This window comes from Tropicimonas isoalkanivorans, from assembly GCF_900112335.1.
Lineage (GTDB): Bacteria > Pseudomonadota > Alphaproteobacteria > Rhodobacterales > Rhodobacteraceae > Tropicimonas > Tropicimonas isoalkanivorans.
Window position 1 is genome coordinate 43,104 of record NZ_FOLG01000018.1, and the last position, 21,023, is coordinate 64,126.

20 protein-coding genes are annotated in these 21,023 nt (G+C 64.1%); 7 read left to right on the forward strand and 13 right to left on the reverse strand.

All coding sequences use genetic code 11. The features are described from left to right. The first annotated feature begins 45 nt into the window (after positions 1 to 45). Entirely contained in the window at positions 46 to 1,158 is a 1,113-nt protein-coding gene (locus tag BM075_RS21065) for a glycosyltransferase family 8 protein (protein WP_093362681.1), read from the forward strand. Between the two features lie 12 nt (positions 1,159 to 1,170). On the opposite strand, the gene BM075_RS21070 is transcribed toward BM075_RS21065, so the two are convergent. The 3 genes from BM075_RS21070 to BM075_RS21080 are packed head-to-tail and all read right to left on the reverse strand — an operon-like array spanning position 1,171 to position 2,769. Beyond that, positions 1,171 to 1,557, reverse strand: a complete 387-nt coding sequence (locus BM075_RS21070; RefSeq protein WP_093362682.1) for an ester cyclase — start codon at positions 1,555 to 1,557, stop codon at positions 1,171 to 1,173. Between the two features lie 13 nt (positions 1,558 to 1,570). Next, positions 1,571 to 2,173: a HupE/UreJ family protein gene (locus tag BM075_RS21075; RefSeq protein ID WP_143089921.1), complete on the reverse strand. Its 603-nt coding sequence runs from the start codon at positions 2,171 to 2,173 to the stop codon at positions 1,571 to 1,573. Further along, complete coding sequence (locus BM075_RS21080) at positions 2,170 to 2,769, reverse strand: HupE/UreJ family protein (RefSeq protein WP_093362684.1); 600 nt, start codon at positions 2,767 to 2,769, stop codon at positions 2,170 to 2,172. The genes BM075_RS21075 and BM075_RS21080 overlap by 4 nt, the downstream gene beginning before the upstream one ends. A gap of 200 nt (positions 2,770 to 2,969) precedes the next feature. Between BM075_RS21080 and BM075_RS21085 the strand changes: the two genes are divergently transcribed. Then, on the forward strand, positions 2,970 to 3,368 hold the full coding sequence (locus BM075_RS21085; protein ID WP_245758937.1) for a cytochrome c: 399 nt from the start codon (positions 2,970 to 2,972) through the stop codon (positions 3,366 to 3,368). Between the two features lie 72 nt (positions 3,369 to 3,440). Here the strand turns inward: BM075_RS21085 and BM075_RS21090 are convergent, their stop codons facing one another. Further along, positions 3,441 to 4,151, reverse strand: coding sequence for a hypothetical protein (locus BM075_RS21090; RefSeq protein ID WP_093362712.1), 711 nt, complete (start codon positions 4,149 to 4,151; stop codon positions 3,441 to 3,443). 525 nt (positions 4,152 to 4,676) lie between these two features. On the opposite strand from BM075_RS21090, the gene BM075_RS21095 reads away from it, so the two are divergent. Both BM075_RS21095 and BM075_RS21100 read left to right on the forward strand, forming a co-directional pair. Beyond that, positions 4,677 to 5,924, forward strand: a complete 1,248-nt coding sequence (locus tag BM075_RS21095; protein ID WP_245758939.1) for an AAA family ATPase — start codon at positions 4,677 to 4,679, stop codon at positions 5,922 to 5,924. Beyond that, on the forward strand, positions 5,921 to 7,021 hold the full coding sequence (locus tag BM075_RS21100) for a ParB/RepB/Spo0J family partition protein (protein WP_093362686.1): 1,101 nt from the start codon (positions 5,921 to 5,923) through the stop codon (positions 7,019 to 7,021). Before BM075_RS21095 ends, BM075_RS21100 begins: the two co-directional genes overlap by 4 nt. A 428-nt stretch (positions 7,022 to 7,449) precedes the next feature. Here the strand turns inward: BM075_RS21100 and BM075_RS21105 are convergent, their stop codons facing one another. From BM075_RS21105 to BM075_RS21145, 9 genes are all read right to left on the reverse strand, one after another. Continuing rightward, positions 7,450 to 8,205: a hydroxypyruvate isomerase family protein gene (locus tag BM075_RS21105; RefSeq protein WP_093362687.1), complete on the reverse strand. Its 756-nt coding sequence runs from the start codon at positions 8,203 to 8,205 to the stop codon at positions 7,450 to 7,452. A 1-nt stretch (position 8,206) separates the two neighbouring features. Then, complete coding sequence (gene otnC, locus BM075_RS21110) at positions 8,207 to 8,860, reverse strand: 3-oxo-tetronate 4-phosphate decarboxylase (RefSeq protein ID WP_093362688.1); 654 nt, start codon at positions 8,858 to 8,860, stop codon at positions 8,207 to 8,209. Next, on the reverse strand, positions 8,857 to 10,134 hold the full coding sequence (gene otnK / locus BM075_RS21115) for a 3-oxo-tetronate kinase (protein WP_093362689.1): 1,278 nt from the start codon (positions 10,132 to 10,134) through the stop codon (positions 8,857 to 8,859). Before otnK ends, otnC begins: the two co-directional genes overlap by 4 nt. 109 nt (positions 10,135 to 10,243) lie before the next feature. After that, positions 10,244 to 10,972, reverse strand: coding sequence for a FadR/GntR family transcriptional regulator (locus tag BM075_RS21120; protein ID WP_177208441.1), 729 nt, complete (start codon positions 10,970 to 10,972; stop codon positions 10,244 to 10,246). 197 nt (positions 10,973 to 11,169) lie between these two features. After that, on the reverse strand, positions 11,170 to 11,952 hold the full coding sequence (locus BM075_RS21125) for an SDR family oxidoreductase (protein ID WP_093362691.1): 783 nt from the start codon (positions 11,950 to 11,952) through the stop codon (positions 11,170 to 11,172). Between the two features lie 14 nt (positions 11,953 to 11,966). Continuing rightward, a complete protein-coding gene (locus tag BM075_RS21130) occupies positions 11,967 to 12,938 on the reverse strand; it encodes a sugar-binding transcriptional regulator (RefSeq protein ID WP_093362692.1) in 972 nt (323 codons plus the stop codon). Positions 12,939 to 12,988: 50 nt separating this feature from the next. After that, complete coding sequence (locus tag BM075_RS21135; protein ID WP_093362693.1) at positions 12,989 to 14,461, reverse strand: FGGY family carbohydrate kinase; 1,473 nt, start codon at positions 14,459 to 14,461, stop codon at positions 12,989 to 12,991. Positions 14,462 to 14,491: 30 nt separating this feature from the next. Then, the gene (locus BM075_RS21140) at positions 14,492 to 15,451 is read right to left on the reverse strand and encodes a transketolase family protein (RefSeq protein ID WP_093362694.1); all 960 of its coding nucleotides are present in this window, start codon (positions 15,449 to 15,451) and stop codon (positions 14,492 to 14,494) included. Further along, entirely contained in the window at positions 15,448 to 16,269 is an 822-nt protein-coding gene (locus BM075_RS21145; RefSeq protein ID WP_093362695.1) for a transketolase, read from the reverse strand. Before BM075_RS21145 ends, BM075_RS21140 begins: the two co-directional genes overlap by 4 nt. 188 nt (positions 16,270 to 16,457) lie before the next feature. On the opposite strand from BM075_RS21145, the gene BM075_RS21150 reads away from it, so the two are divergent. The 3 genes from BM075_RS21150 to BM075_RS24900 all read left to right on the forward strand — a co-directional run bounded on the left by BM075_RS21150 (position 16,458) and on the right by BM075_RS24900 (position 21,022). After that, a complete protein-coding gene (locus tag BM075_RS21150; RefSeq protein WP_093362696.1) occupies positions 16,458 to 17,438 on the forward strand; it encodes an ABC transporter permease in 981 nt (326 codons plus the stop codon). Between the two features lie 110 nt (positions 17,439 to 17,548). Then, a complete protein-coding gene (locus BM075_RS21155) occupies positions 17,549 to 18,484 on the forward strand; it encodes a substrate-binding domain-containing protein (protein WP_093362697.1) in 936 nt (311 codons plus the stop codon). Between the two features lie 39 nt (positions 18,485 to 18,523). Then, positions 18,524 to 21,022 (forward strand): ATP-binding cassette domain-containing protein, encoded by a 2,499-nt coding sequence (locus BM075_RS24900; protein WP_177208442.1) that lies wholly within the window; start codon positions 18,524 to 18,526, stop codon positions 21,020 to 21,022. Position 21,023: the final 1 nt, after the last annotated feature.

Below are 21,023 nucleotides of genomic sequence, written 5' to 3' on the forward strand. Positions count from 1 at the left end.
GATCCAACATCGGGACGTTTTTAGCGAGCGCCGGGGCTACTTTCCATGTCAACAGACCGCTTTCGGCACGGAGCCGGGGATCTCTACAGGGCGCTCCCCAACATCTGGTCCGCCCCGATGGATCGCCACATGCGCCGCAAGTATCGGGACCGCGCGCCCACGCGGCTGGATGTGATGAGCTCCATCGCCGGCCCCAATCCGGACGTGCTCCAGGTCCTCCTGCTCACCCTGTCCGAAATCCACCCCCGCGACGAGATCGTCTTCTGGCTGCTGGAACAGAACCTCGGCCCCGGAAAAATCGCGGCCCTCGAGCGGTTCTGTGCCGGGCTCGGAAACATCACCCTGCGCCCGCTCCGGATTCCGGACGCCGAGGCATTCGACCGGCTGAAACAGCTTGGCGGCAAGCCCGACAGCGCCCGCTTCCTCTGGTTCGTCGCGCACCAACACCTGCCGGACGACATAAAACGCGTGATCTACCTCGACGCGCTGGACCTTCTGGTGACGGACGACCTCGTGCCGCTCCTGAACCATCCCTTCCTCGGCCGATATCTCGTGGCCTGCCGGGAGTCGCTGAAGGTGCCACCGCTGCTGATCGGGCCAGCGCGCCGCGCCCATGCCCTGGGCCTGCCGGCCATTATCGTTCGGCACATCGCCCAGGGGCTCCTCAACAGCGGCTCCATCGTGCTCAACCTCGACAAACTCAGGCGGGACGACATCGGGCTGGACCACTACCTCGCGGTCGCCAAATGGGCGCGCAAGACGCTCGACCTCGACTTCGGCGACCAGGGTCTGTTCTCGCTGACCCACGGCAGCCACTACGTGCAGGCGCACGACCGGTACAACCACCGCTTCTACAACGAGCGGCCTGGCCACGTCATGCAGCGGCCGGCCGTGATCCACTACGCCGGACAGGTCATCAAACCCGCGCGGTGGCGGCTGTCGCCCGAGCTGGAGCAGCGGGTTCTGGAGCATCTGCAGCATATCGGCAAGCCCGAGATAGCCCTGAACGACTGGGCCCGCCTGCCGCCCACTCATATCCCCTACCTGCGCAAATGGTGGGACATCTGCGCGCGGACGCCCTGCCATGCACGGATCGCGCCGCAGGCAACGCAACGCATGACCCGGGCGCTGGCGCGGGCGGGAGTTGATGTCGACTGACGCCGAGCCGTGTCAAAGCTGCGCAGCAACGGCGGCAGTGTCGATCACCGACCACACGGACCGGATGCGGCCGCCGTCGAATTCGTAGAACACATTCTCGCAGAACTGCACCCGTCTGCCGTTCACCGGCAGGCCAAAGAGCATCCCCACCGGCGTGCACTCAAAGGCCAACCGGCTCGCAACCATCGGGGGCTCGCATACCAGAAGCTCGAGTACGAATGTCAGATCGGGGATCGCCCGAAAGTCCTCCACGAGCAATGCGCGATATCCCTCCAGCCCGAGCGCCTGCCCGTTCCGCCGCACATCCTCGTCCACATACTTGCCGAGGTTGCCCCAGTCCTGCCGGTTCAGGCAGTCAATGTAGCCGCGATAAATCTCCGAAAGGTCCGCGCCGGTCATGTCACCCGGGCACCTACGCAATTGGGGCGAACTGCAGGGCGAGCATGATCGCGGAAATCGCCGCAAGCCAGGCCGCCGCGACCCGCAGGCCGACGTCCACCCAAACCCGCGAGACCTTGTCGGTCAGGATCACCCGCGCCCCGACGACATAGAGCAGGCCGGCATTCGCCCCGAGAAAGGACCCGGCCATCGCGACAAGCCGGTCCCGTAGCGGACCTGCCTCAGGGACCGACGCCGCGCCGATACAGACGCCGCCCAGAAGCGTGAGCGCCGCCACCGTCGGCAACAGCCGTCCCGGCGCCAGGGCCGCTTGCACACAGGCGAGGAAGGCAATGGCGAACATGACCTCGTCCAGCCGGCCAAACCACCGCCCCGTCGCCATCCCCAGAACCGTCGCCGCACAGAAGAGACCGAGCCACTTGCCGAAAGATTGACCCTTCAATCCGCCGATCAACAGGCCGACCCCCAGCAACAGCATCACCTGCGCCGGGGTAGAGATCGGGTGCAGCAGGCCGGAATAAAACCCGTCAACACCGGGTATCGCGGAATGCGCCTGCGCCGTCCCGGGAACAGCAAACCCCATGAGGGCAGCCAGCCGGAGTGCGCGTGTCCTCATGCCATGCCGGTCAGGAAGGCCATGCCAGCGAGCGAAATCACCCCGCCCGCGCCCCGCACCACCAGGCGGCCAGCTGGCCACTTGACGAGAAGCCCGATGGCGATGCCCGTCAGGTGCAACAGCCCGGTCGCAATCACGAACCCAGCCGCAAAGGCAAAGGCATTCGCACTCGCGGGCAGCTCCGTCCCGTGTGCGTAGCCGTGGAAGATCGCGAAGAGACCCACGAGCACGGCCGAGACCCAGACAGACGGTTTCGCCGCGAAGACGATCATCAGTCCCAATACGACCGCCGACAGCGCGATGCCCGTTTCAACGGCCGGAACCGGGATACCCAGAATGCCCATAACGGCCCCGAACGCCATGACCAACGGAAAGACGACCGGCAGCAGCCAGATTGCGGGAGCGCCCAGAAACGCCCCCCAGAGCCCGACGGCGACCATCGCCGCCACGTGATCCCACCCCAGAATGGGATGGGTGAAGCCGTTGACGAAGCCACCGCCATAGATCTCCCCGGTGTGGGCGAGGGACGCGCTGGCACACAGCGCGGTGACAAGCAGCGCCGTGAGGAAAAGGGGTGCCTTGCGGAAACTCAACATGACGTCTTCGGCTTTCTTCTGGAGTGGAGTTGGTACGACCCAAGCGTTACAAAAGATCGCCGCTTGGTTCACGCGGTTTCTGGCGTTAGGCAGGGCCTTGCCCTCCCCTGCCCCGCCATCCCGTGACGGTCTCATGCCTAAAGCACCCGCGTCCCGCGATACTCGAAGGTCTTGGTTCCGTCAGTTTGGGAGGACTCGGAATGACTAGCCTTATCCTGAAAATGCAAGTCATTGCCGCACTGGTCCTGGCCAGTTATCCAGTCGTCGCCGAAATCTCGGGCGAGCACGAATACAAGGTCGCTTGCGCGGGCCGCCACGCCGAAAGCGCGATGGGGGACGGACCTCTTGCCACCCTCCTCAATATCTCCATCCCCAGCCTGGTGGACCTGTCGCAATCCAACGACGGCGCCTTTCCGTTCGAGGCGGTGCTGACCACGATCGACGGCCGCGACGGTGTCAGGGCGCACGGCAGCGCGATGCCGATCTGGGGCGAGCGCTTCCAGAACTCCGCGACCAGCCAACGCGGAGAGACGTCCGACATGGTGGCGCGCGGCCGGATCCTGTCGCTTGTCTACTACCTGCAGTCGATCCAGCAATAGGCCCCGGCAGATTGAACGGGGGATCGGTAGTAATCCATTTAGCGCCGCGAAATCAATACCTTGTGCGGCGTTCTACCCGTGCGTCACGGTGATGGACGACACCGAAGCATCCACCTGACGCACCGCGGACAGCAGCCGCCCGTTCAGGTGCCCCTGCACATAGCTTGCGTGAAACCGGCTCGGGGCGTGCAACAGCAACCGGTCCCCGGTCCGCGCCGCCCGCGTCAACGCCGCGAACCAGGCCGCGTGCAGGTTGGCATCCTCAGCATAGAGCAGTCCGGAGGCGAGCGCCCATTCATCGTCCGACGACACGTCGGGCGGCTTTGGCCGCGTCGCGCCGGGAAAGGCGACGATGGTCCCCTGCCCCGCCGGCGCTTCGCCCGTTTCCGCCGCGCCCATCCGAACCGCGAAATCCTCGCCCACATTCGCCCAGGCTGGCGCGGTATCGGCCAGAATCCGTTCCAGGCACAACTGATACACCGTGATACGCCCGCGCGCGGCCGGGCGCTTGACCGCAATCCACCCCAAGGCCTTAAGCCGCGCAAGTTCCCGTTTCACCGTGCGCTCATCGACGCACCACAGCCGCGCCATCTCCCGGCGGCCGACCACCAGTTCCTCTGTGCGCCAGTTGTATCGCGCCGTAATCAGTGTCAGCAGCCTCAGGCTGCGTTTCTGTTGCGACCTGTCCCCTGGCCCGGCCGCGAGCGCATGGGCGCCTAGAGCGGTCAGGATATCGTATTTCATCGCCGAGGCATTTCGCCCGACGGGTTTCGTTTGGATCATCCGCCCGATCCTTGCCAAGATACCGGTCACCCGGGTCGCTGCCTCTGCGGTCACGCCGCTCATGGTCTGTCGTTGGAGGTCAAACCAACGCTTTTCGCCATTTGACGGCAATTAGCGTCTCGTATCTCGATTCTGTCAAGGATTTTCAAGCCATCGCCGATCTCGGCCTCAAATCCGAAGGATAAGAATCGGTTTCATTGGTATAGGGGGACGTTCTGGCTGTCCCCCTATTTCGGGGTTTTGTCCCCCTATATGTCGTGTGGCACGCCGAAGTGTCCCCCAATCACCAGCCGCCCCCTGCCCCATTTTGCGGCCGCCCGGCGTAGCGCGCGCGAATCGCCTGCAGCTCAGGTTTTCAAAGGCGTGGGGCATTCCACCCGCAACACGCATCAAGAATAATAGGTTTTGCAAAAACGTGCAAATCCGCGTAAATCCGAAATCACAACGAAAATACGTCCGATCATGAGGCGCGCAGTGACTTACACCCATGAAGACCTGTCCCGTCTGCAGGCGAACTCCCTCAAGATGCAGAGTTGGATCCGCCGTCAGACCTTCTCGCCGGAACTGGAAAAGACCCTCCGTCGGTTTTCGAGCTGGGAAGTGTCCGAGCTGATCCTCAAGGTGAACCAGTCGACCTTTCGCGGTCGTCTCGCCGCCGATCCATCCTTGCCCGCCGGCGAGGTCGTGGGAGATGGCCGTCAGCGTTGGTACACCCTCGAAGAGATCAACGAGATGCGGCGCCGGATGAAGGTCAACCGCCGCTCCCTCCTGCCCCGCCGCCCGACGGGCAAGCGGGCCTTCCGGGCGGCCGTTGCGAATTTCAAGGGCGGCGCCGGCAAATCGACCGTCGCGCTGCACTTCGCCCATGCCGCCGCGCTGGACGGCTATCGCGTGCTTGTCGTTGATTTCGACCCCCAGGCCACGCTGTCCCACTCCATGGGGCTTTCCGACGTGGCGGAGGAATACACCGTCTGGGGCATCATGGCCCGCGACCTCGTGCGGGAGACGGACCGGATGAACGAGGCGCCCACTGCCGCCGAGTCCGGCGCCTCCCTGCCCCGCCGCCAGATCCCGTCTTCGATCCGGGACATGGGCCTTGGCACGCTCCGGGTGCCGGACTTCATCAAGCCCACGGCCTGGTCCTCCATCGACATTATCCCCTCCTGCGCCAACGCGGCCTTCGTGGAATTCGCGTCCGCGCAGTACCGGCACCTGAATCCGGACTGGTCCTTCTTCGCGGCCGTCTCACGCTACCTCGACGGACTGGCACCGGATGCCTACGATCTGGTGATTTTCGACTGCCCTCCGGCCATCGGTTACCAGTCGATGAACGCGGTGTTCGCGGCCGACATGCTCTACATTCCTTCCGGCCCGGGCTACTGGGAATACGATTCCACCACCTCCTTCATCGGCCAACTCGCCGAGGCGCTGGAGGATCTGTCCGCCGGGTTCCCCGCGGGGAACCTGCCATTGCCCAAGGCCTTCCTCGAGATCCGCTTCCTGTTGACCCGTTACGAGCCCGGCAACGACCTGCACCGTGCAATGTTCGACGCCTTCCGCAAGGTCTTCGACGGGCATGTCGCCGAACACCCGATCGAGATGACCCGAGCCGTGGAGCAATCCGGCCGCTTCCTGTCCTCCGTCTACGAGATTGATTATCGCGATATGACGCGGGAAACCTGGCGCCGCGCGCGCACCACATTCGATCAAGCCTACGCTGAATTCCGGGACACCGTGCTCTCGGCCTGGGACCGCCTGGAGGACGTGGCATGAGCAAGAAGCGGCGCGTTTTCGATATCGACTTGCCCGACGATCTCTCCTCTGACCCGCCGGCTGCTCCCGGGTCCGCCACGGCGGCGTCCGTGGCCCGCCGTGGGCCGATGGCCTCCGCAGTGCGGGAGAATGCGGAGTCCCTCAGCAACCGAGCGGACATGGAAGCCCGTATACGCGCGGAGAATGATCGACTTGCCCATGAACACGTCCGTCTCAAAAAAGCGGGCCTGATCACCGACCTTATTCCGACCGAGGCGATTTCAACGACCAAGCTGATCCGGGATCGCAACTTCGATGGCACGGACGACCTGTCCGAACTCAAGGCGTCTATCGAGGCAATCGGCCTGTCCAATCCGATCCAGGTCGAGCAGGTCGGTGAGGGGGCGTACGAACTCGTGCAGGGCTTGCGGAGGCTGTCGGCGTGGCGCGAGCTGCGGATTGCGTCCGGCGGTAGCGATGAACGCTGGACCCGGATCCCGGCCACGATCATCGCCAGTGGCGAGGCGTTGGAGCAGCTCTACCGTCGGATGGTGGACGAGAACCTCGTTCGGAAGGACATCTCTTTCGGCGAGATGGCGGTGCTGGCGCGGGACTATGCCGCTGACCAGCAGACCAAGGTTGACGACGTGGACGCGGCGGTTCTGGAGCTCTACCGGTCGGCGGGCAAGCAGAAACGCAGCTACATCCGCGCCTTTGCTCAACTCTTCGAAATCATCGGCGCCCATATCCAGTTCCCGCAGGCAATTCCGCGACAACTCGGGCTCGATCTTCGCAAGGCTTTCGAGGTCCAGCCCGACTTGGCCGAGCAGGTTCTCGCGGACCTCGCAGCGCTTCCCGCGCCACGCCAGCCAGAGGACGAGAAGCGCGTGCTGAGCGGCTATGCCCAAGCAGCGGGTAACACGGAGCGATCGAAGGGGCCGGGGGCGAAACCTCGGCCGGCGCGAACGACTTTCCGCATCGAGCGGCCGGGCGGCTCGGCGAAGGTCACCGCGTCCCACGGGCGGCTGGAGGTTCGGTTGAACACGGATTTCTCCGCCAAGGATCGACGCATGCTGGAAGCCGCATTGGAAGCGTTCCTCGCCCAACTCGATGAATAGGGCAGGGGGTTCCCCGCGGGGAACCATGCTTGCAGACCTGCGACTCGCCGATCGTTCACGCGGTCGCGGTGGGGCCATACTACAGCGGAGAAAAGATAGTGAAAACCCGACGCGCGGTTGTCCGGGAGGGCCGGGGACCACGAAGACTTTCCGAACCATGGGGCAGGGGAGGGCGGTCGGTCAAAGCGGCCCGGGTGCGTGTGCAATTGACTACGTACATGCGGAGCGCGACGTGGCGTGAAGTAAATTTAAAATAATAAAATCAATATCTTAAGTAGACTTCAAAACCGGATGCGTGAAGTCCTCAACCGCGCGCCGATCTCGCGACAGGTCCACTGCCGGGGATGCGAACACCCCGGCAGGGCCACTACCTGCGCAGGCGGGGACACCCGAGACGGACGCAGCCGGCACGTTCCCTGAGCCCGACCTCAGCAAGCGGACAGCCAGCCGAGGCCAGCGTCCGTCGTCGTGCGAGGTTTGTACTCTGCGCCGAGCGGCGTCTTGTAACCCAGCGTCTCAAGATGGGCATAGATATGCGGGTAATTCACTTCGCCGCAGTCTGGCTCCGAGCGGTCCGGCACGGAGGCGATCTGGATGTGCCCGATTATCGGCAACCTTTCGGTCAGGTGCCGGGTCAAATCCCCCTCCATGATTTGCAGATGGTAGCAGTCGAACATGAGCTTCACGTTCGGGCGGGCGACGTCTTCGAGGATCGCGGCCGCCTGGGAGCTGGTTTGCAGGAAGTACCCGGGGGCATCGTAGCGATTGAGTGGCTCGATCAGAATGGTGATGCCGTGCGGTGCGGCCTGGGTACTGGCGTATCGCAGGTTGGTCACGAAGGTCGCCCGTGCGTCTGCGCCTTCGGCAAATCCGGCCATGACATGCACGTTGGGCGTGCCGATGGCCCTGGCATAGGCGATGGCCTGGTCGATCGCGTCGCGAGCCTCTTGCTGCCGTTGGGGCAGGGCGGCAAGACCGTTCTCCCCCGGCTGTCCGCGCACGGTGTTCAGCCCAAGCATGGGCAGGCCGGTCTCCCGCAGGGCCACGGCGACCTCCTGTGGCGGGGTGTCGTAGGGCCAGTGGCATTCGACGGCCTGGAATCCGGCCGCCTTTGCGGCCCGGATGGCATCGGGCAGGGGCAGTTCGGTCCACAGGAAGCCGAGGTTTGCAGAAAAAGCCGTCATGTCAGTCATCCCACTCGACATTGAATTTGGAAACCAGGCCTCGGATCTCCGCCTCGTTCAGCAAGCGGGGAGAGAGGCCGCGGGTCAGCATGGCGAGCTTCGCCGTCTCCTCCAGCTCCTCCATGGCATAACAGGCGGCCTCCAGGTCCTTGCCGGCGACGACGGGGCCGTGATTGGCCAGCACGACGGCGCTGCGCCTGCCTGCGAGGCCGCGAATGGCATCGCCCATCGCCGGATCGCCCGGCATGAAGTAGGGCAGGAGCTTCACCCGCCCGAGCTTCATCACGCCGTAGGCGGTGATCGGGGGCAACATGTTCTCCGGATCGGTATCGGGCAAAACCGACAGCGCCACCGAATGGGAGGAATGGAGGTGCACGACCGCGCCGGTCTGCTGCGGGCGCGTCTCGTAGAAGGCGGCATGCAGCGGCACTTCCTTGGTGGGTGCGTCGCCGTCAATTAGGGTCATCCGGGCGTCCAGCACCGAGAGGCGCGCCGGGTCGAGGCGGCAGAAGCAACTGCCGGTGGGTGTGACCAGAAGGCGGTCTGCGTCAAGCCGGGCGGAGATGTTGCCGCTGGATCCGACGGTCAGTCCGCGGTCGAACATGGATTTGGCGAGCAGGCAGATCTGTTCGCGCAGGCGGGCCTCGGCGCTCATTCGGCGGCCTCCAGTTTTGCGAAGGCGTCGGAAAAGAAGGTTTCGGTGCCGAAGTTGCCGGATTTTAAGGCCATGGCGATGTCGTGGCCACCGCTGCGGCACCACGTCCAGGGGACGCCCGGCGCGATTTCCTCGCCGATGGACATCCGGGTCACGCCGAGCGCCTTGGTGACCGCGCCCGCCGTCTCGCCGCCGGCGACAACGAACCGGCGCACGCCGAGGTCACGCGCATCGGTGGCAAGCTGCGCCAGGGCGGCCTCGACCACCGCGCCGGCACGCGCCGCGCCGAGCTCGGCCTGCGTGGCCGCCACGTCGGCGGGCTCGGCCGTGGCATAAACGATCTTGGGGGCCTCCGCGGGCTGTTGGGCGAGCCAGTCCCGCGCGGCTTGCGGCCCCGATCTGGCCAGTTCCAGCGGATCGAGCTTCAGGGCGGAGGCCTGCGGCAGGTACTGCGCGACCTGGGCGCGGGTCATGGCGGAGCAACTGCCAGACAGCACGATGGAGCCCGCGCCGACGGGGGGAGGGGCCTGCCGCCGGGCGCTCCGGGCAATGGCACCGTCGCGCAGGTAGATGCCGGGCAGGGGCATGGCCAGGGCACTGCCGCCGGTCATCAGGGGCATGTGGGCACAGGCCTCGGCGAGAATTCTGAGGTCATCGTCCGCCACCGCGTCCAGCACAACGTGGGCGATGCCGTCGCGCTCCAGATCGGCCAGCCGCGCCCGTACGGCATCCGGTCCGCGGGCAACGGTGAGCCGGTTGACCAAGCCGACCTTGCCCCGCACCTGCGGCGCCAGAAGCCGCATGAGGTTGCTGTCGCGCATCGGGGTCAGGGGGTGATCCTTCATCGGGCTCTCGGCAATCGGCTGTTCGCCGACGAAGAGGTAACCCATGAAGACACTGCGCCCGTTCTCGGGGAAAGCTGGGCAATAGACCGTCTGCGTTGCGCCGAGATCGGCCATCAGCGCCTCGGCAACGGGGCCTATGTTGCCGTCCGCGGTGCTGTCGAAGGTCGAGCAATATTTCCAGAAGATCCGCTGCGCCCCGGCGCGGCGCAGCCAGTCGAAGGCGGCGCGGGTGTCGGCCACGGCCTCGGCAACGGGTATGGTGCGGCATTTAAGGGCGATGATCTCGAAGGCGGCGGTTTCCGCGGTTTCAGGCGGCGCGTCGGGAATTCCCATCCGCAGCGAGACGGCGATACCGCTGCGGGCGAGCAGCCCGGCAAGGTCCGTTGCGCCGGTGAAATCGTCGGCGATGCATCCAAGAACGACAGCCATCGGTGGCCTTCCTTTCGGTTCTTCCATCTGCCTGCGAGGGCAGTCTTCTATTGCGCGGCCGGGCCCGCTGTGCGCCCTGGGCGCACGGACATGGTGGCGGCGCGCTTCGTCAGGAGATGTCTCCCTTGGTCATGAGCGACCGGGTGGTCGCGTAGACGTGCCGGAGGTGCCGTGCGAAGGCCGCGCCGGCGGCAGCGGGGTCGCGGGCCCTCAGTCCGTCCAGAATCTCCGCATGTTCACGGCAGCTCGCCTCGATAACGCCGGGCACGGCGACGACCTGACGCCTGCGTGTCATTTCGTAGCCGTAGAGGTCCGCGACGAAGTCGGTCAGGACCGGGTTGCCGCTGGCCTCGTAGATCGTCAGATGGAATCCCCGATCGCTGACGAGGAAACGGATCGGGTCGTTTGTCATGCCGAACTGGGCATCCAGCATCTCCTCCAGCTTGGCGATGGTCGCGTCGTCGATCCGCAGAGCGGCGCTGCGGACAACCATGTCTTCCAGCATGGTCCGGGCGGTTTCGACGTCTTCGAGGGAATAGGCGTTGATCCGTTGGGCCTGCCGGGTGTCGGGGGTCACGTCGGCCGATATAACGCGGGTCTTGACCCCCTGGGCGATGGACAGGACGCCCTTCGCGGCCAGGAATTGCAATCCGCTGCGCACGCTCGATCGGCTGATGTTGAAGGAGACCGCGAGTTCGCGTTCGCTTGGAAGTTCGTCGCCGACGCTCAACGCTCCGGTTGCGATGAGGGAGGCGATTTTTCTCGCGACCAGATCCCGGGCAGAGGCCGGTTTCAGCGCCTCGTCGAAATGTGGCTTTTTGTGCTCCGGGGTATCCAAGGTCGTCTCCATCTGGTATGTAGGACATACCAGTGGACCAGTGATAGCGGTGCGTGCCGACGGGTGTCAATACGGCCGCGGCACGGTAGGGCAGGGGGCATGGAGGCTCCCGTACAACATTTTGATTTAAAACGAAATCTCCGCGGCGCAGCCACGATCCTGGGGTGATGCCCTGGATCCGACCGGTCCGGAGCTGCTCAGGACATGATCAAGCCACCGTCCACGTTGACCGTCTGGCCGGTGATGTAGTCGGCGTCTTCACTGGCGAGGAAGGCGACGAGGCCGGCCACGTCCTTGCCGAAGCCCGCGCGTTTCATGGGAATGTTCTGCACCCATTCCGCCATCAACTCGCCGGGTCCGTAGTCTCCCAGCATTTTGCCCCAGACACGGTCATTGTAGTCCCACATCTCGCTGTAGATGATGCCGGGGCAGATTGCGTTGACGGTGATCTTCTCCAGAGCGACTTCCTTGGCGAGGCTTTGTGTCAGGCCCATGACGCCGAACTTGGAGGCAGCGTAGTGCGGGGTGTAGATGAAGCCCTCGCGGGCCTGACCGGAGGCGGTGTTGACGAGCTTGCCTCCGCGGCCGTGCCTGCGAATCCGTTTGATCGCCTCCTGGCAGCAGAGGAAGCAGCCGGTCGTGTTGACCGCAAGGGTCTTGTTCCATTCATCGAGGCTCACGTCCTCGAGCTTGGAGATATAGATCACGCCGGCGTTCTGGATCGAGATATCGATGCTGCCGAATTCCGCCTCGGCCGCATCGTAGAGGCTAACGACCTGGTTCGGGTCCGTGACGTCGCAGAGCACGCCAAGCGTCCGGGCGCCGGACTTCGCAAGCTCGTCCGCGGCCTCTGTGACCTGCGGCTCGTAGGAGGCGATCGCGACATTCGCACCTTCCGCCGCGAACCGCTCGGCTATCGCGTAGCCGATGCCCTTGTTGCCACCGGTCACCACGACCGTTTTCCCGGCGAAGCGTTCCATCCATCGGACTCCTTCTACTGGTTTGTGTCGGCACATCCCTTCACGAGGCGGCCGGCAGTAAAGACATCGGTGATAAGCACATCGATGCAGCGGGTTTTCAGTGCAGCGTGGATCGCCTGGGTCTTGGCGGCGCCACCGGCCAGGGCGATCACGCGGTCGACCTTGGCGAGATCCTCCAGCGGCATACCGATCACGCGGTCGTCCAGCGGGGTCTTCACCAGTTTGCCCTCGGTGTCGAAAAACCGAAGGCTCATGTCACCGACGGCGCCGGCGCGGGTCAGTTCGGCGAGCTCGTTGGTGGTGAAAACGTTGCCGCTCCGCGCGAGCATCGACGACGGTTCGATGGCCCCGATCCCCACAATGGCGAGGCTGAGTTTTCCGTAAAGGTCCATCGTCTCGCGCACGTAGGTGTCGCTCAGCAGGACAAGTTTCGCTTCGCGTGACTGGGCGACCCCCGGCGCGGACAACAGGCGCGACTCGGCCCCCGTCAGGCGGGCAAGCCGGGTGATGAGTTGCGTCGCATGGGTCTGAACCGCCGGGTCCCCCATGCCGCCGAGCGTCTGGACGACATATTTCGCCCGGCCGGAGCGCATCGGGTGGATGTTGTCGACCATTTTGAGAATGGTCTCGCTCCAGCTCGCGACTCCGATGATCTCGTCGGGCTGTAGGGTCGCTTCCAGGAAATGGGCGGCGCCTTCGCCGATCCGGGACATGATCGGCCCCGGACGGTCTTCGGTGCATTCGACCACGATCGCCTCGGAGAGGCCGTAGCACTCCCGCAGGCCTGTCTCCAGGTCCGCATATGTGCCGGAAGGAGCGACGACCGTCGTGCGCACGATACCTTCCTCGACAGCCTTCTTCAGCATGCGAGAGACGGTCGCTTGTGAGATGTGCAGGTGTTTCGCGATGTCGCCCTGGCGGCGACCTTCGGTGTGGTACATCTGGGCGACACGCGCAATCAGCCTGAGTTCGTTCACTCGAGCCATCGAGGACTCCTGGGTTGGGTAGGATCGAGAGCGGACCCTACCCTGAATTTTTATTCCGGTCCAAGGGTCGCTCGGGCAATCGCCATCCGCCACCCCGCCAGGTCGCGCTCGCGGTCTGCCGCCGAGATGGTCGGAGCGATTTCGCGACCATGCCCTTCCAGCGCGCCCACGGTTTCGAGGTCCGGCCAGAGGCCGGTGGCCAGGCCCGCCAGATAGGCCGCGCCCTGGGCCGAGGCTTCGGTGCTTTCGCCTACGATCACCGGGTGGTCGATGTAGTCGGCGACCATTCCCATCAGGAAGGGATTCTTGCTTGGCCCGCCGTCAACGAAAAGCCGGCCGATGCCCCGACCGGAGTTCCGCACAACGATTTCAAAGATGTCGGCGACCTGAAAGGCGATGCTCTCGGCCGCGGCGCGAGCGATGTGCGCCTTGCCCGCATTGAAAGACAGCCCGCAGATCAGCCCGCGCGCGTCGGAGTTCCAATGCGGCGAGCCAAGGCCCACATGTGCCGGCACGAGCATGACGCCGAGCGTCGTGTCGACGGTCTGCGCCAGATCCAGAAGGGCAGTGACGTCCGACTGGGCGAGCAGGTCCGCCGTCCACGGAAGGATCGAGGCGCTGACGAAGATGTTGCCCTCGAACGCATAGGTCGGCTTGCCATTCAGGGACCAGGCAATCGTCGTGGTGATGCCTTTCGGCGGGACGATGAACGCCGGGAGCGTGGTCATGACCGAGGAGCCGGTGCCGAACGTGACCTTGCCGTCTCCGAGGGTGTAAGCGCCGTGGCCGAACAAGGCTCCGTGCGAGTCGCCGATCGCTGACGCGACCGGCAACCCGTCCGGGAGGACGTCCACGCCCGAGGTATGGGCGAAGACGTGGGAGGAGTCGTGGACCTCGGGCAGGGCCTCTGCTGGGACATTGAAGATGTCGCAGAGGGTGTCGTCCCAGTGGCCTTCGGAGATGTTGTAGAGTTGGGTGCGGGCGGCGTTGGAGGTGTCGCAGGCGTGGACTGTGCCGCCGGAGAAGTTCCAGATTAGCCAGGAATCCACGGTGCCGATGCAGATGTCGCCGGGCGCCTTGCCGGCACAGTGGGTTTCCAGCAACCACCTCACCTTGGTGGCCGGGAACATGGGGTCGAGCGGAAGACCGGTGCGGGCGATCACCTCGTCCTCGTGACCGGCCGCCTTGAGGGCGTCGCAGGCCGCCGCCGTCCGGTGGCACTGCCAGGTCACGAGCGGCCCAAGGGGCTCGCCGGTCTGCCTGTCCCAGATCATGATCGACTCGCGTTGGTTGGAGATGCCGATGGCGTGGATCTGCACCTCCGGCCCGTTTGCAAGGCACTCCCGAATCGCGGCGACCGTGCTGGTCCAGACCTGTTTCGCGTCCTGGTCGACCCAACCGGACTGCGGATGCCTCGTCTCAACCGGGTGGGACCCACGCCCGACGATTTCACCGCTCTCCAGCACCAGAATCGCTTTGCTATTCGTCGTGCCTTCGTCGATGGCCAGAACCGCTCGCTCCATCACACCCTCCTCCCTCTACTCAGGATCTCTTCACGATTTCCGCTGGACCAATGCGGTCGCCGTCGTCGCGATGCCGTCCGGCGACATACCGAATTCGTCAAGGAGGAAATTGGCCGAGCCCGTCGGAGGGAAGGTGCCGGGCACGCCGAGTCGTTTCATCGGCACGGGCGCATGGTCGACGACCACTTCCGCAACCGCGCTGCCGAGCCCGCCGAAAATCGTGTGCTCCTCGCAGGTGAGAATGGCGCCCGTCTCTTTCGCGGCCTTGATGATGGCCTGCTCGTCGATCGGGCGGACGCTGGCCATGTTGAGGACCCGCGCTTCTATGCCCTTGGCGGCGAGCAGCTCGGCGGCTTTCAGCGCCCGGTGGGTCAGCGTGCCGTTGGCGATGAGGGTGACGTCGGAGCCGTCGCGCAGCAGGTTGGCCTTGCCGAGTTCGAATGTGTGTCCATCCGGCAGAAGCTGCGGCACGCCAACGCGGCTGAGGCGCAGGAAAATCGGCCCTTCGAACGCGGCGGCGAAGGCAACCGCCGCGGCCGTCTCGACGTTGTCACATGGGGCGACGACGGCGATGTTGGGAATCGCCCGGAGCCAGGCGAAATCTTCGGTCGAGTGATGAGTCGGCCCGAGCTCGCCATACGCCATGCCAGAGCTGATACCGATGAGTTTCACGTTGGTGTTGGAATAGGCGACGTCGGCCTTGATCTGTTCCAGCGATCTGCCGGTCAGAAAACACGCCGCACCGCAGACGAACGGGATCTTGCCACCGTTGGCAAGGCCGGCACCGACGCCGACCAGCGTCTGTTCGGCGATTCCGACGTTGATCAGACGTTCGGGAAACCGGTCGCGGAAGCCTGTCAGCTTCGAGGAGCCGACCGAGTCGTTGCAGACGGCGACGACGTTGGTGTCTTCGGTCGCCAGCGCTTCCAGCGTTTCGGTGAAAGCGTCGCGGCAATCGAACAGTTTCACTTTTTCGGCGATGGCGTTCATTGGTTGGCCTCCTCGAGTTCGGCCATGGCCTGTTTGTATTGCTCAGCGTTCGGCACCTTGTGGTGCCAGGCGACGTTGTCGGACATGAACGAGATGCCGTTGCCCTTGTTGGTGTGGGCGACGATGCAGCGCGGTTTGCCGGGGACCACCTTTTCGGGCGAGAGCGCCGCGACGATCTGGTCCATGTCGTGGCCGTCGATCTCCTCGACCGCCCAGCCAAAGGGTTCGAGCTTCGGCGGGAAGGGGGCCAGGTTGTTGGTTTCTGCCAGCCGGGCGCCCTGTTGCAGGCGATTATGGTCGATGATGAGCGTCAGGTTGTCGAGCTTGTATTGGGCGGCCGAGGCGATGGCCTCCCAGTTGCTGCCTTCCTGCATTTCGCCGTCGCCGGTGACGACAAACGTCCGCCAGGACGCATTGTCCAGCTTCGCGGCCAGAGCCATTCCGACGGCCACGGGCAGACCATGGCCGAGCGGGCCGGTGTTCGTTTCCACTCCGGGCACTTTGGTCCTGTTTGGATGACCGTTGAGGCGCGAATGGGGCTTGAGGAAGGTCTTGATCTCGTCCTTCGGGATGAAGCCCTTCTCGGCCAGAACGACGTAGAGCGCGCAGGCGGTGTGCCCCTTGCTCAGAACGAAGCGGTCCCGCGTCGGGTCCTGCGGGTTCTCCGGGTCGACCCGAAGGACGTGAAAATACAATGCCGTGAGGATGTCGATGACCGACATCTCTCCGCCGATATGCCCTGCGCCGGCCTCGAATACCGCCTGAAGGTCGCGGCGGCGGATCGCGTTGGCCAGCCTCCGAAGATCCTGGGTGTCCATGTGACCCTCCATGAATAACTATTCTGGTAACTCTAAAAATACATATTTGGCCTCATGTCAAGGATCATGTTTTTCCTGACGGGAATGATATATGGGAATTACCTCAGAAAATATTTGACATGTCCTCCGGCGGAGCGATAGGAATGATACGTCACTAAAGAATAAATATGCATGTTTGGGAGGGGCCAATGAATGCGATTGCCAAGGACGGTTCGACAAGGCCGTTGTTCGCCAATCTCTTTTCTTTGGGCGGGGCCACCGGCCCGTTGATAGGATTGCTCCTGCTGTGCGCGGTCCTTTCCCTTGCCACAGACTCCTTCCTGTCATTCAGAAACTTTCTGAACATTCTCGACCAGATCACCGTGCTCGGAATCATGGCGGTCGGTATGACCTTCGTGATCCTGATCGGGGGCATCGACCTGTCAGTCGGGTCCGTGTTGGCGCTTTCGATGATGGTTCTCGGCTATCTCAACGTCGAAGCGGGAATGCCCATGTCCATCGCGATTGGGGGGGCATTGGTGGCCTCGATGGTGGCGGGGGCCGTCTCGGGCTTAATGATAACCGCCTTCAGGGTACCGGCCTTCATTGCCACGCTCGCGATGATGTCGATTGCGCGCGGGCTCGCCAACATGATCACCAACGGGTCCCAGATCATCGGCTTCCCGGCGTGGTTCAACATGGGCGCCATCATCCGCTACGGCGGCTTTCTTACGATGACGGTCGCCGTCATGCTGATCGTCTTCGTCCTGGCGCTGCTGTATCAGCGGTATCGGGAGGGGGGACGTGCGCTCTACGCGATTGGCGGCAACGCCGAAGTCGCCCGCCTGGCCGGGATCAACGTCAGCCGGGCAACCGTCGCTGTCTATGTCGCATCCGCCTTTCTGTCGGGATTGGCCGGTATCCTCATGGCGGCTCGCCTGGATGCGGTGCAGCCGAGCTCCGGCGTGGCCTATGAACTCGATGCAATCGCGGCGGTGGTTATCGGCGGTACGAGCCTTTCAGGCGGCACCGGGGGTGTCGGCGGCACCATCGTCGGCATCCTGATCATCGGCGTGCTGAGAAACGGCCTGAACCTGCTGAACGTCTCGCCGTTCCTGCAGGCCGTCATCATCGGTCTGGTCATCGTCCTGGCCGTCGCGGCGGAGACCTTCAAGCACAACCGCCGCTGAAAATTCGGGGCGGCGGTGGTTCCGCCCGCTCCGTCAAATTGGTCCGAATCTTCTGGACCGCACCACGGGTGCAGCGCGTAGCGGCCCGACACAAAGAGGAGGAAACACCCATGAACATCACCTTCAAGGCCCTGATCGCGGCAACAGCTCTGGCCACGATCGCCGGTGCCGCCTCGGCAGACGAGGTCAAGAAGCTCGGCGTCGCCGTGCCCAACCTGCAGGCGGATTTCTTCAACCAGATCAAGCTCGGTGTGGAGGCCTACGCCAAGGAAAAAGGCATCGAGACCATCGTCGTGGATGCCAAGAACGACACCGCGACGCAGGTCAGCCAGGTGCAGGACCTGATGACGCAAGGTATCGACGCGTTCATCTATATTCCTGCCGGTGCCGCCGCCGCTGCGGTTCCGACCCGCTTGGCCCGGGCCGAGGGCATCCCGGTGATCAACGTCGACCGGACGCCGGATGGAGAGCCGGGCGACACGTTCATCGCCGGCGAGAGCGTGGAATCCGCGTATGAGGTCTGCAAGACCATCATCGAGATGGCCGGTGGCGAGGGCAAGATGGCCATCATCCACGGTCAGAAGGGGACGACGCCGGAAGTTCTGCGGCATGAGGGTTGCCTGCGCGCCGTCGAGGAAAACCCGGGCGTCGAACTCGTCGCCGAGCAGTGGAGCCAGATGTGGTCTCCGGACGAAGGGTTCTCGATTGCGCAAAACATGCTGCAGGCCCATCCCGACATCAAGATCATCTTCGGTCAGGCGGATGGACTTGCCATGGGTGCGGCGAAGGCGGTCGACGTGGCCGGGTTGTCGGACCAGGTCGTGATCGGCGGCTATGACGGCGACGTCGCGGCGCTCGAGTACCTGGCGAAGTGCGAAGGCCCGTTCAAGGTGACTGCCACCCAGAGCACGCAGCTGATGGGACGCCTGGCCGTCGACTCGGCGATCAAGAAGGCAGCGGGCGAAGACCTGCCGGAGCGGCAGACCCCCAACGCGGTGCTCACCACCTGTGAGAACGCGCCGGAATTCGTGGCGGAGCACCCGTAAGACCATCCGCACCGGCACCGTGACGCGAAAGGCACCGCCATGACCACCGAAGGCAATTCCCCGATCCTATCGCTGCGTAACATCCAGAAATCCTACGGGCCGATCCAGGTTCTGCACGGGATCGACATGGATTTCTACGCTGGGGAGGTCGTGGCCTTGCTGGGCGAGAACGGCGCCGGCAAATCGACGGTCTCGAACGTGATCTCCGGCACGATCCGTCCGACATCCGGGACAATGACATGGCAGGGCGCGGCTTACGCGCCCGCCACTCCGAAAGAAGCGATCGATTCCGGTGTCGGCATGATCCACCAGGAACTCATGCTGCTGCCGCACCTGACGATCGCCGAGAATATTTTCGTGGGCCGCTACCCGAAAACCGCCGGGCGCGTCGACCGCAGAAAGATGGAAGAGCGCGCCCACGAGGGTCTTGAGCGGCTTGGTCTCGACATCTCGCCGCGACGGGTGGTCGAAGGCCTCTCCACCGCGAACCAGCAGCTGATCGAGATTGCGAAGGCGCTCACGCTGAACGCAAAGCTCCTAATCCTTGATGAACCAACGGCAGCCCTCGGTGGCGCCGAGACCAAACTGCTGTTCAAGCAGATCGAAAAGCTGAAATCCGAAGGCGTGGGCATCGTCTACATTTCGCACCGCCTGGAGGAGATCAAGCAAATCGCGGACCGCATTGTGGTCATGCGGGATGGTGAAAAGGTCAAGGAATTCGACAGCGCCGACATTCCCATCCGAACCATCGTCGAGGCCATGGTCGGCCGGTCGCTCGGGCGCATGTTCCCGAACATTCCCACCCCGTCCGAGGAGACGGTGCTGGAGGTGCGCGATCTCTCCTCGCCGCACGGCACCTTCGCCGGTGTGAACTTCGCGGTGAAGAAGGGCGAGATCTTCGGTGTCGCCGGGCTCGTTGGCGCCGGACGGACCGAACTCGTGCGCGCCATCGCCGGCGCCGATCCGATCGAGACAGGCCAGGTGCTGTTGGGCGGCACGGACATCACGCCGCGCACCCCGCGCGCAGCCATCGACAACGGAATCGTCCTCGTACCGGAAGACCGCAAGTTGCAGGGCGTCATCCTCAACCAGAGCATTCAGGAGAACATCGCCTACGCGAACTTCGAATCCGTCGGCCCGTCCGGTTGGGTCCGGCAAGGCCGGGTCCGGCAGTTTGCCAACGAGAACATTCGGAAATTCGGGGTCAAGGGGCAGGGGCACCAGAACGCCAGCGAGATGTCTGGCGGCAATCAACAGAAGGTCGTGATTGCAAAGTGGCTCGCCCGCAACCCGCGCGTGGTGCTTCTCGACGAGCCGACCCGCGGCATTGACGTCGGTGCGCGGTCCTCGATTTACGACATCATCGTGGGATTGGCCGAGCAAGGCGTCGCTGTCATCGTCGTGAGTTCGGACCTCGACGAGGTGCTGGGCGTCTCAAACCGTATCATGGTGATGGCGGCCGGACGGCAGACAGGCATTCTCGACCGGAGCGAGGCCAACGACGTCTACGTCATGGAATTGGCAACGTCCGGCCGTGCACGCTCGTTCGACCAGAAAGATCTGATCACACCGATCAAGCAGCGGTTGGAGTTCGTGTTCATCCCCAAGGTGGTTCATCCCTGGTACGAGGTTGTGGCCAAGGGCGCCGAGAAGGCCGTGGAGGAGTTGAAGCGAGACGGCATTGATGTGCGGGTCACATGGGATTGGCCGCCGAAAGCGCAGGTCGCCGACCACAATCGCCGCATCATGGAGACCCTGGAGCGCAAGCCTGATGGGGTGGCGGTCGCCTGCCTTGATCCGGTTTCGGAGATACCGACGATCCAGAAGGCGGTGGACGAGGGTGTGAATGTCATTACCTTCGACACGTTCTGCTCCGACGCGTTTCCCTTCGTCGGCAACAAGTCCGACCGCCAGGATGGGGCGGAACTGGGCGAATTCCTCGCGGCCCGGATCGGCGGGGCGGGCAAGGTCGCGATCCTTGCTGGCAGCCCGACGGCCACCAACCACGCCGCCCGTGTTGCAGGGTTCAAGGAGGCAATCGCCGCTTATCCGGACATCGACATCGTCTACGAGGAAGCGGACAACGACAACCCGGATACCGCGGTGCGTCTGACCGAGGCGGCGCTCGCGGCCCATCCGGACCTCGCCGGCATCTTCGGCTGCGATGCCTCCAATCCCATTGGCGCGGCACGTGCGGTGTCGGATGCCGGACGGGCGGGCGAGGTAGTGATCGTTGGCATGGACGATCTGCAGGAGACCCTGAAGTACATCGAGGCCGGCGTGATCGCCGGGGTGAAGGCGCAGCGTCAGTGGGAGATCGGCTACTGGACGGTCAAGAACCTTGTGGCGATGAACCAGAACCATACGGTCCCGCACGAGCACCTGACGGGCTCCCAGATGTTGACCAAGGCGCATCTGGCCGACTGGTGGGACAAGACGCGCGGGGAGCATTCGGGCGCCGAGCCTGCGGAGACGGTTGGAGCGCTCCCGGCCGGCACGGCGCGTGAAACGAGATACGACACTACTCCTAGGAGATGAA

What these genes read in the sequence shown, in the direction of transcription:
- BM075_RS21145 (WP_093362695.1), bottom strand. Translation starts at nt 16,269, where the DNA reads ATGGACACCCAGGATCTTCGGAGGCTGGCCAACGCGATCCGCCGCCGC.
- BM075_RS24900 (WP_177208442.1), top strand. Translation starts at nt 18,524, where the DNA reads ATGACCACCGAAGGCAATTCCCCGATCCTATCGCTGCGTAACATCCAG.
- BM075_RS21135 (WP_093362693.1), bottom strand. Translation starts at nt 14,461, where the DNA reads ATGGAGCGAGCGGTTCTGGCCATCGACGAAGGCACGACGAATAGCAAA.
- BM075_RS21085 (WP_245758937.1), top strand. Translation starts at nt 2,970, where the DNA reads ATGACTAGCCTTATCCTGAAAATGCAAGTCATTGCCGCACTGGTCCTG.
- BM075_RS21140 (WP_093362694.1), bottom strand. Translation starts at nt 15,451, where the DNA reads ATGAACGCCATCGCCGAAAAAGTGAAACTGTTCGATTGCCGCGACGCT.
- BM075_RS21105 (WP_093362687.1), bottom strand. Translation starts at nt 8,205, where the DNA reads ATGACGGCTTTTTCTGCAAACCTCGGCTTCCTGTGGACCGAACTGCCC.
- BM075_RS21130 (WP_093362692.1), bottom strand. Translation starts at nt 12,938, where the DNA reads ATGGCTCGAGTGAACGAACTCAGGCTGATTGCGCGTGTCGCCCAGATG.
- BM075_RS21100 (WP_093362686.1), top strand. Translation starts at nt 5,921, where the DNA reads ATGAGCAAGAAGCGGCGCGTTTTCGATATCGACTTGCCCGACGATCTC.
- otnK (WP_093362689.1), bottom strand. Translation starts at nt 10,134, where the DNA reads ATGGCTGTCGTTCTTGGATGCATCGCCGACGATTTCACCGGCGCAACG.
- BM075_RS21080 (WP_093362684.1), bottom strand. Translation starts at nt 2,769, where the DNA reads ATGTTGAGTTTCCGCAAGGCACCCCTTTTCCTCACGGCGCTGCTTGTC.
- BM075_RS21065 (WP_093362681.1), top strand. Translation starts at nt 46, where the DNA reads ATGTCAACAGACCGCTTTCGGCACGGAGCCGGGGATCTCTACAGGGCG.
- BM075_RS21090 (WP_093362712.1), bottom strand. Translation starts at nt 4,151, where the DNA reads ATGATCCAAACGAAACCCGTCGGGCGAAATGCCTCGGCGATGAAATAC.
- BM075_RS21075 (WP_143089921.1), bottom strand. Translation starts at nt 2,173, where the DNA reads ATGAGGACACGCGCACTCCGGCTGGCTGCCCTCATGGGGTTTGCTGTT.
- BM075_RS21095 (WP_245758939.1), top strand. Translation starts at nt 4,677, where the DNA reads ATGCAGAGTTGGATCCGCCGTCAGACCTTCTCGCCGGAACTGGAAAAG.
- BM075_RS21070 (WP_093362682.1), bottom strand. Translation starts at nt 1,557, where the DNA reads ATGACCGGCGCGGACCTTTCGGAGATTTATCGCGGCTACATTGACTGC.
- BM075_RS21155 (WP_093362697.1), top strand. Translation starts at nt 17,549, where the DNA reads ATGAACATCACCTTCAAGGCCCTGATCGCGGCAACAGCTCTGGCCACG.
- BM075_RS21125 (WP_093362691.1), bottom strand. Translation starts at nt 11,952, where the DNA reads ATGGAACGCTTCGCCGGGAAAACGGTCGTGGTGACCGGTGGCAACAAG.
- otnC (WP_093362688.1), bottom strand. Translation starts at nt 8,860, where the DNA reads ATGAGCGCCGAGGCCCGCCTGCGCGAACAGATCTGCCTGCTCGCCAAA.
- BM075_RS21150 (WP_093362696.1), top strand. Translation starts at nt 16,458, where the DNA reads ATGAATGCGATTGCCAAGGACGGTTCGACAAGGCCGTTGTTCGCCAAT.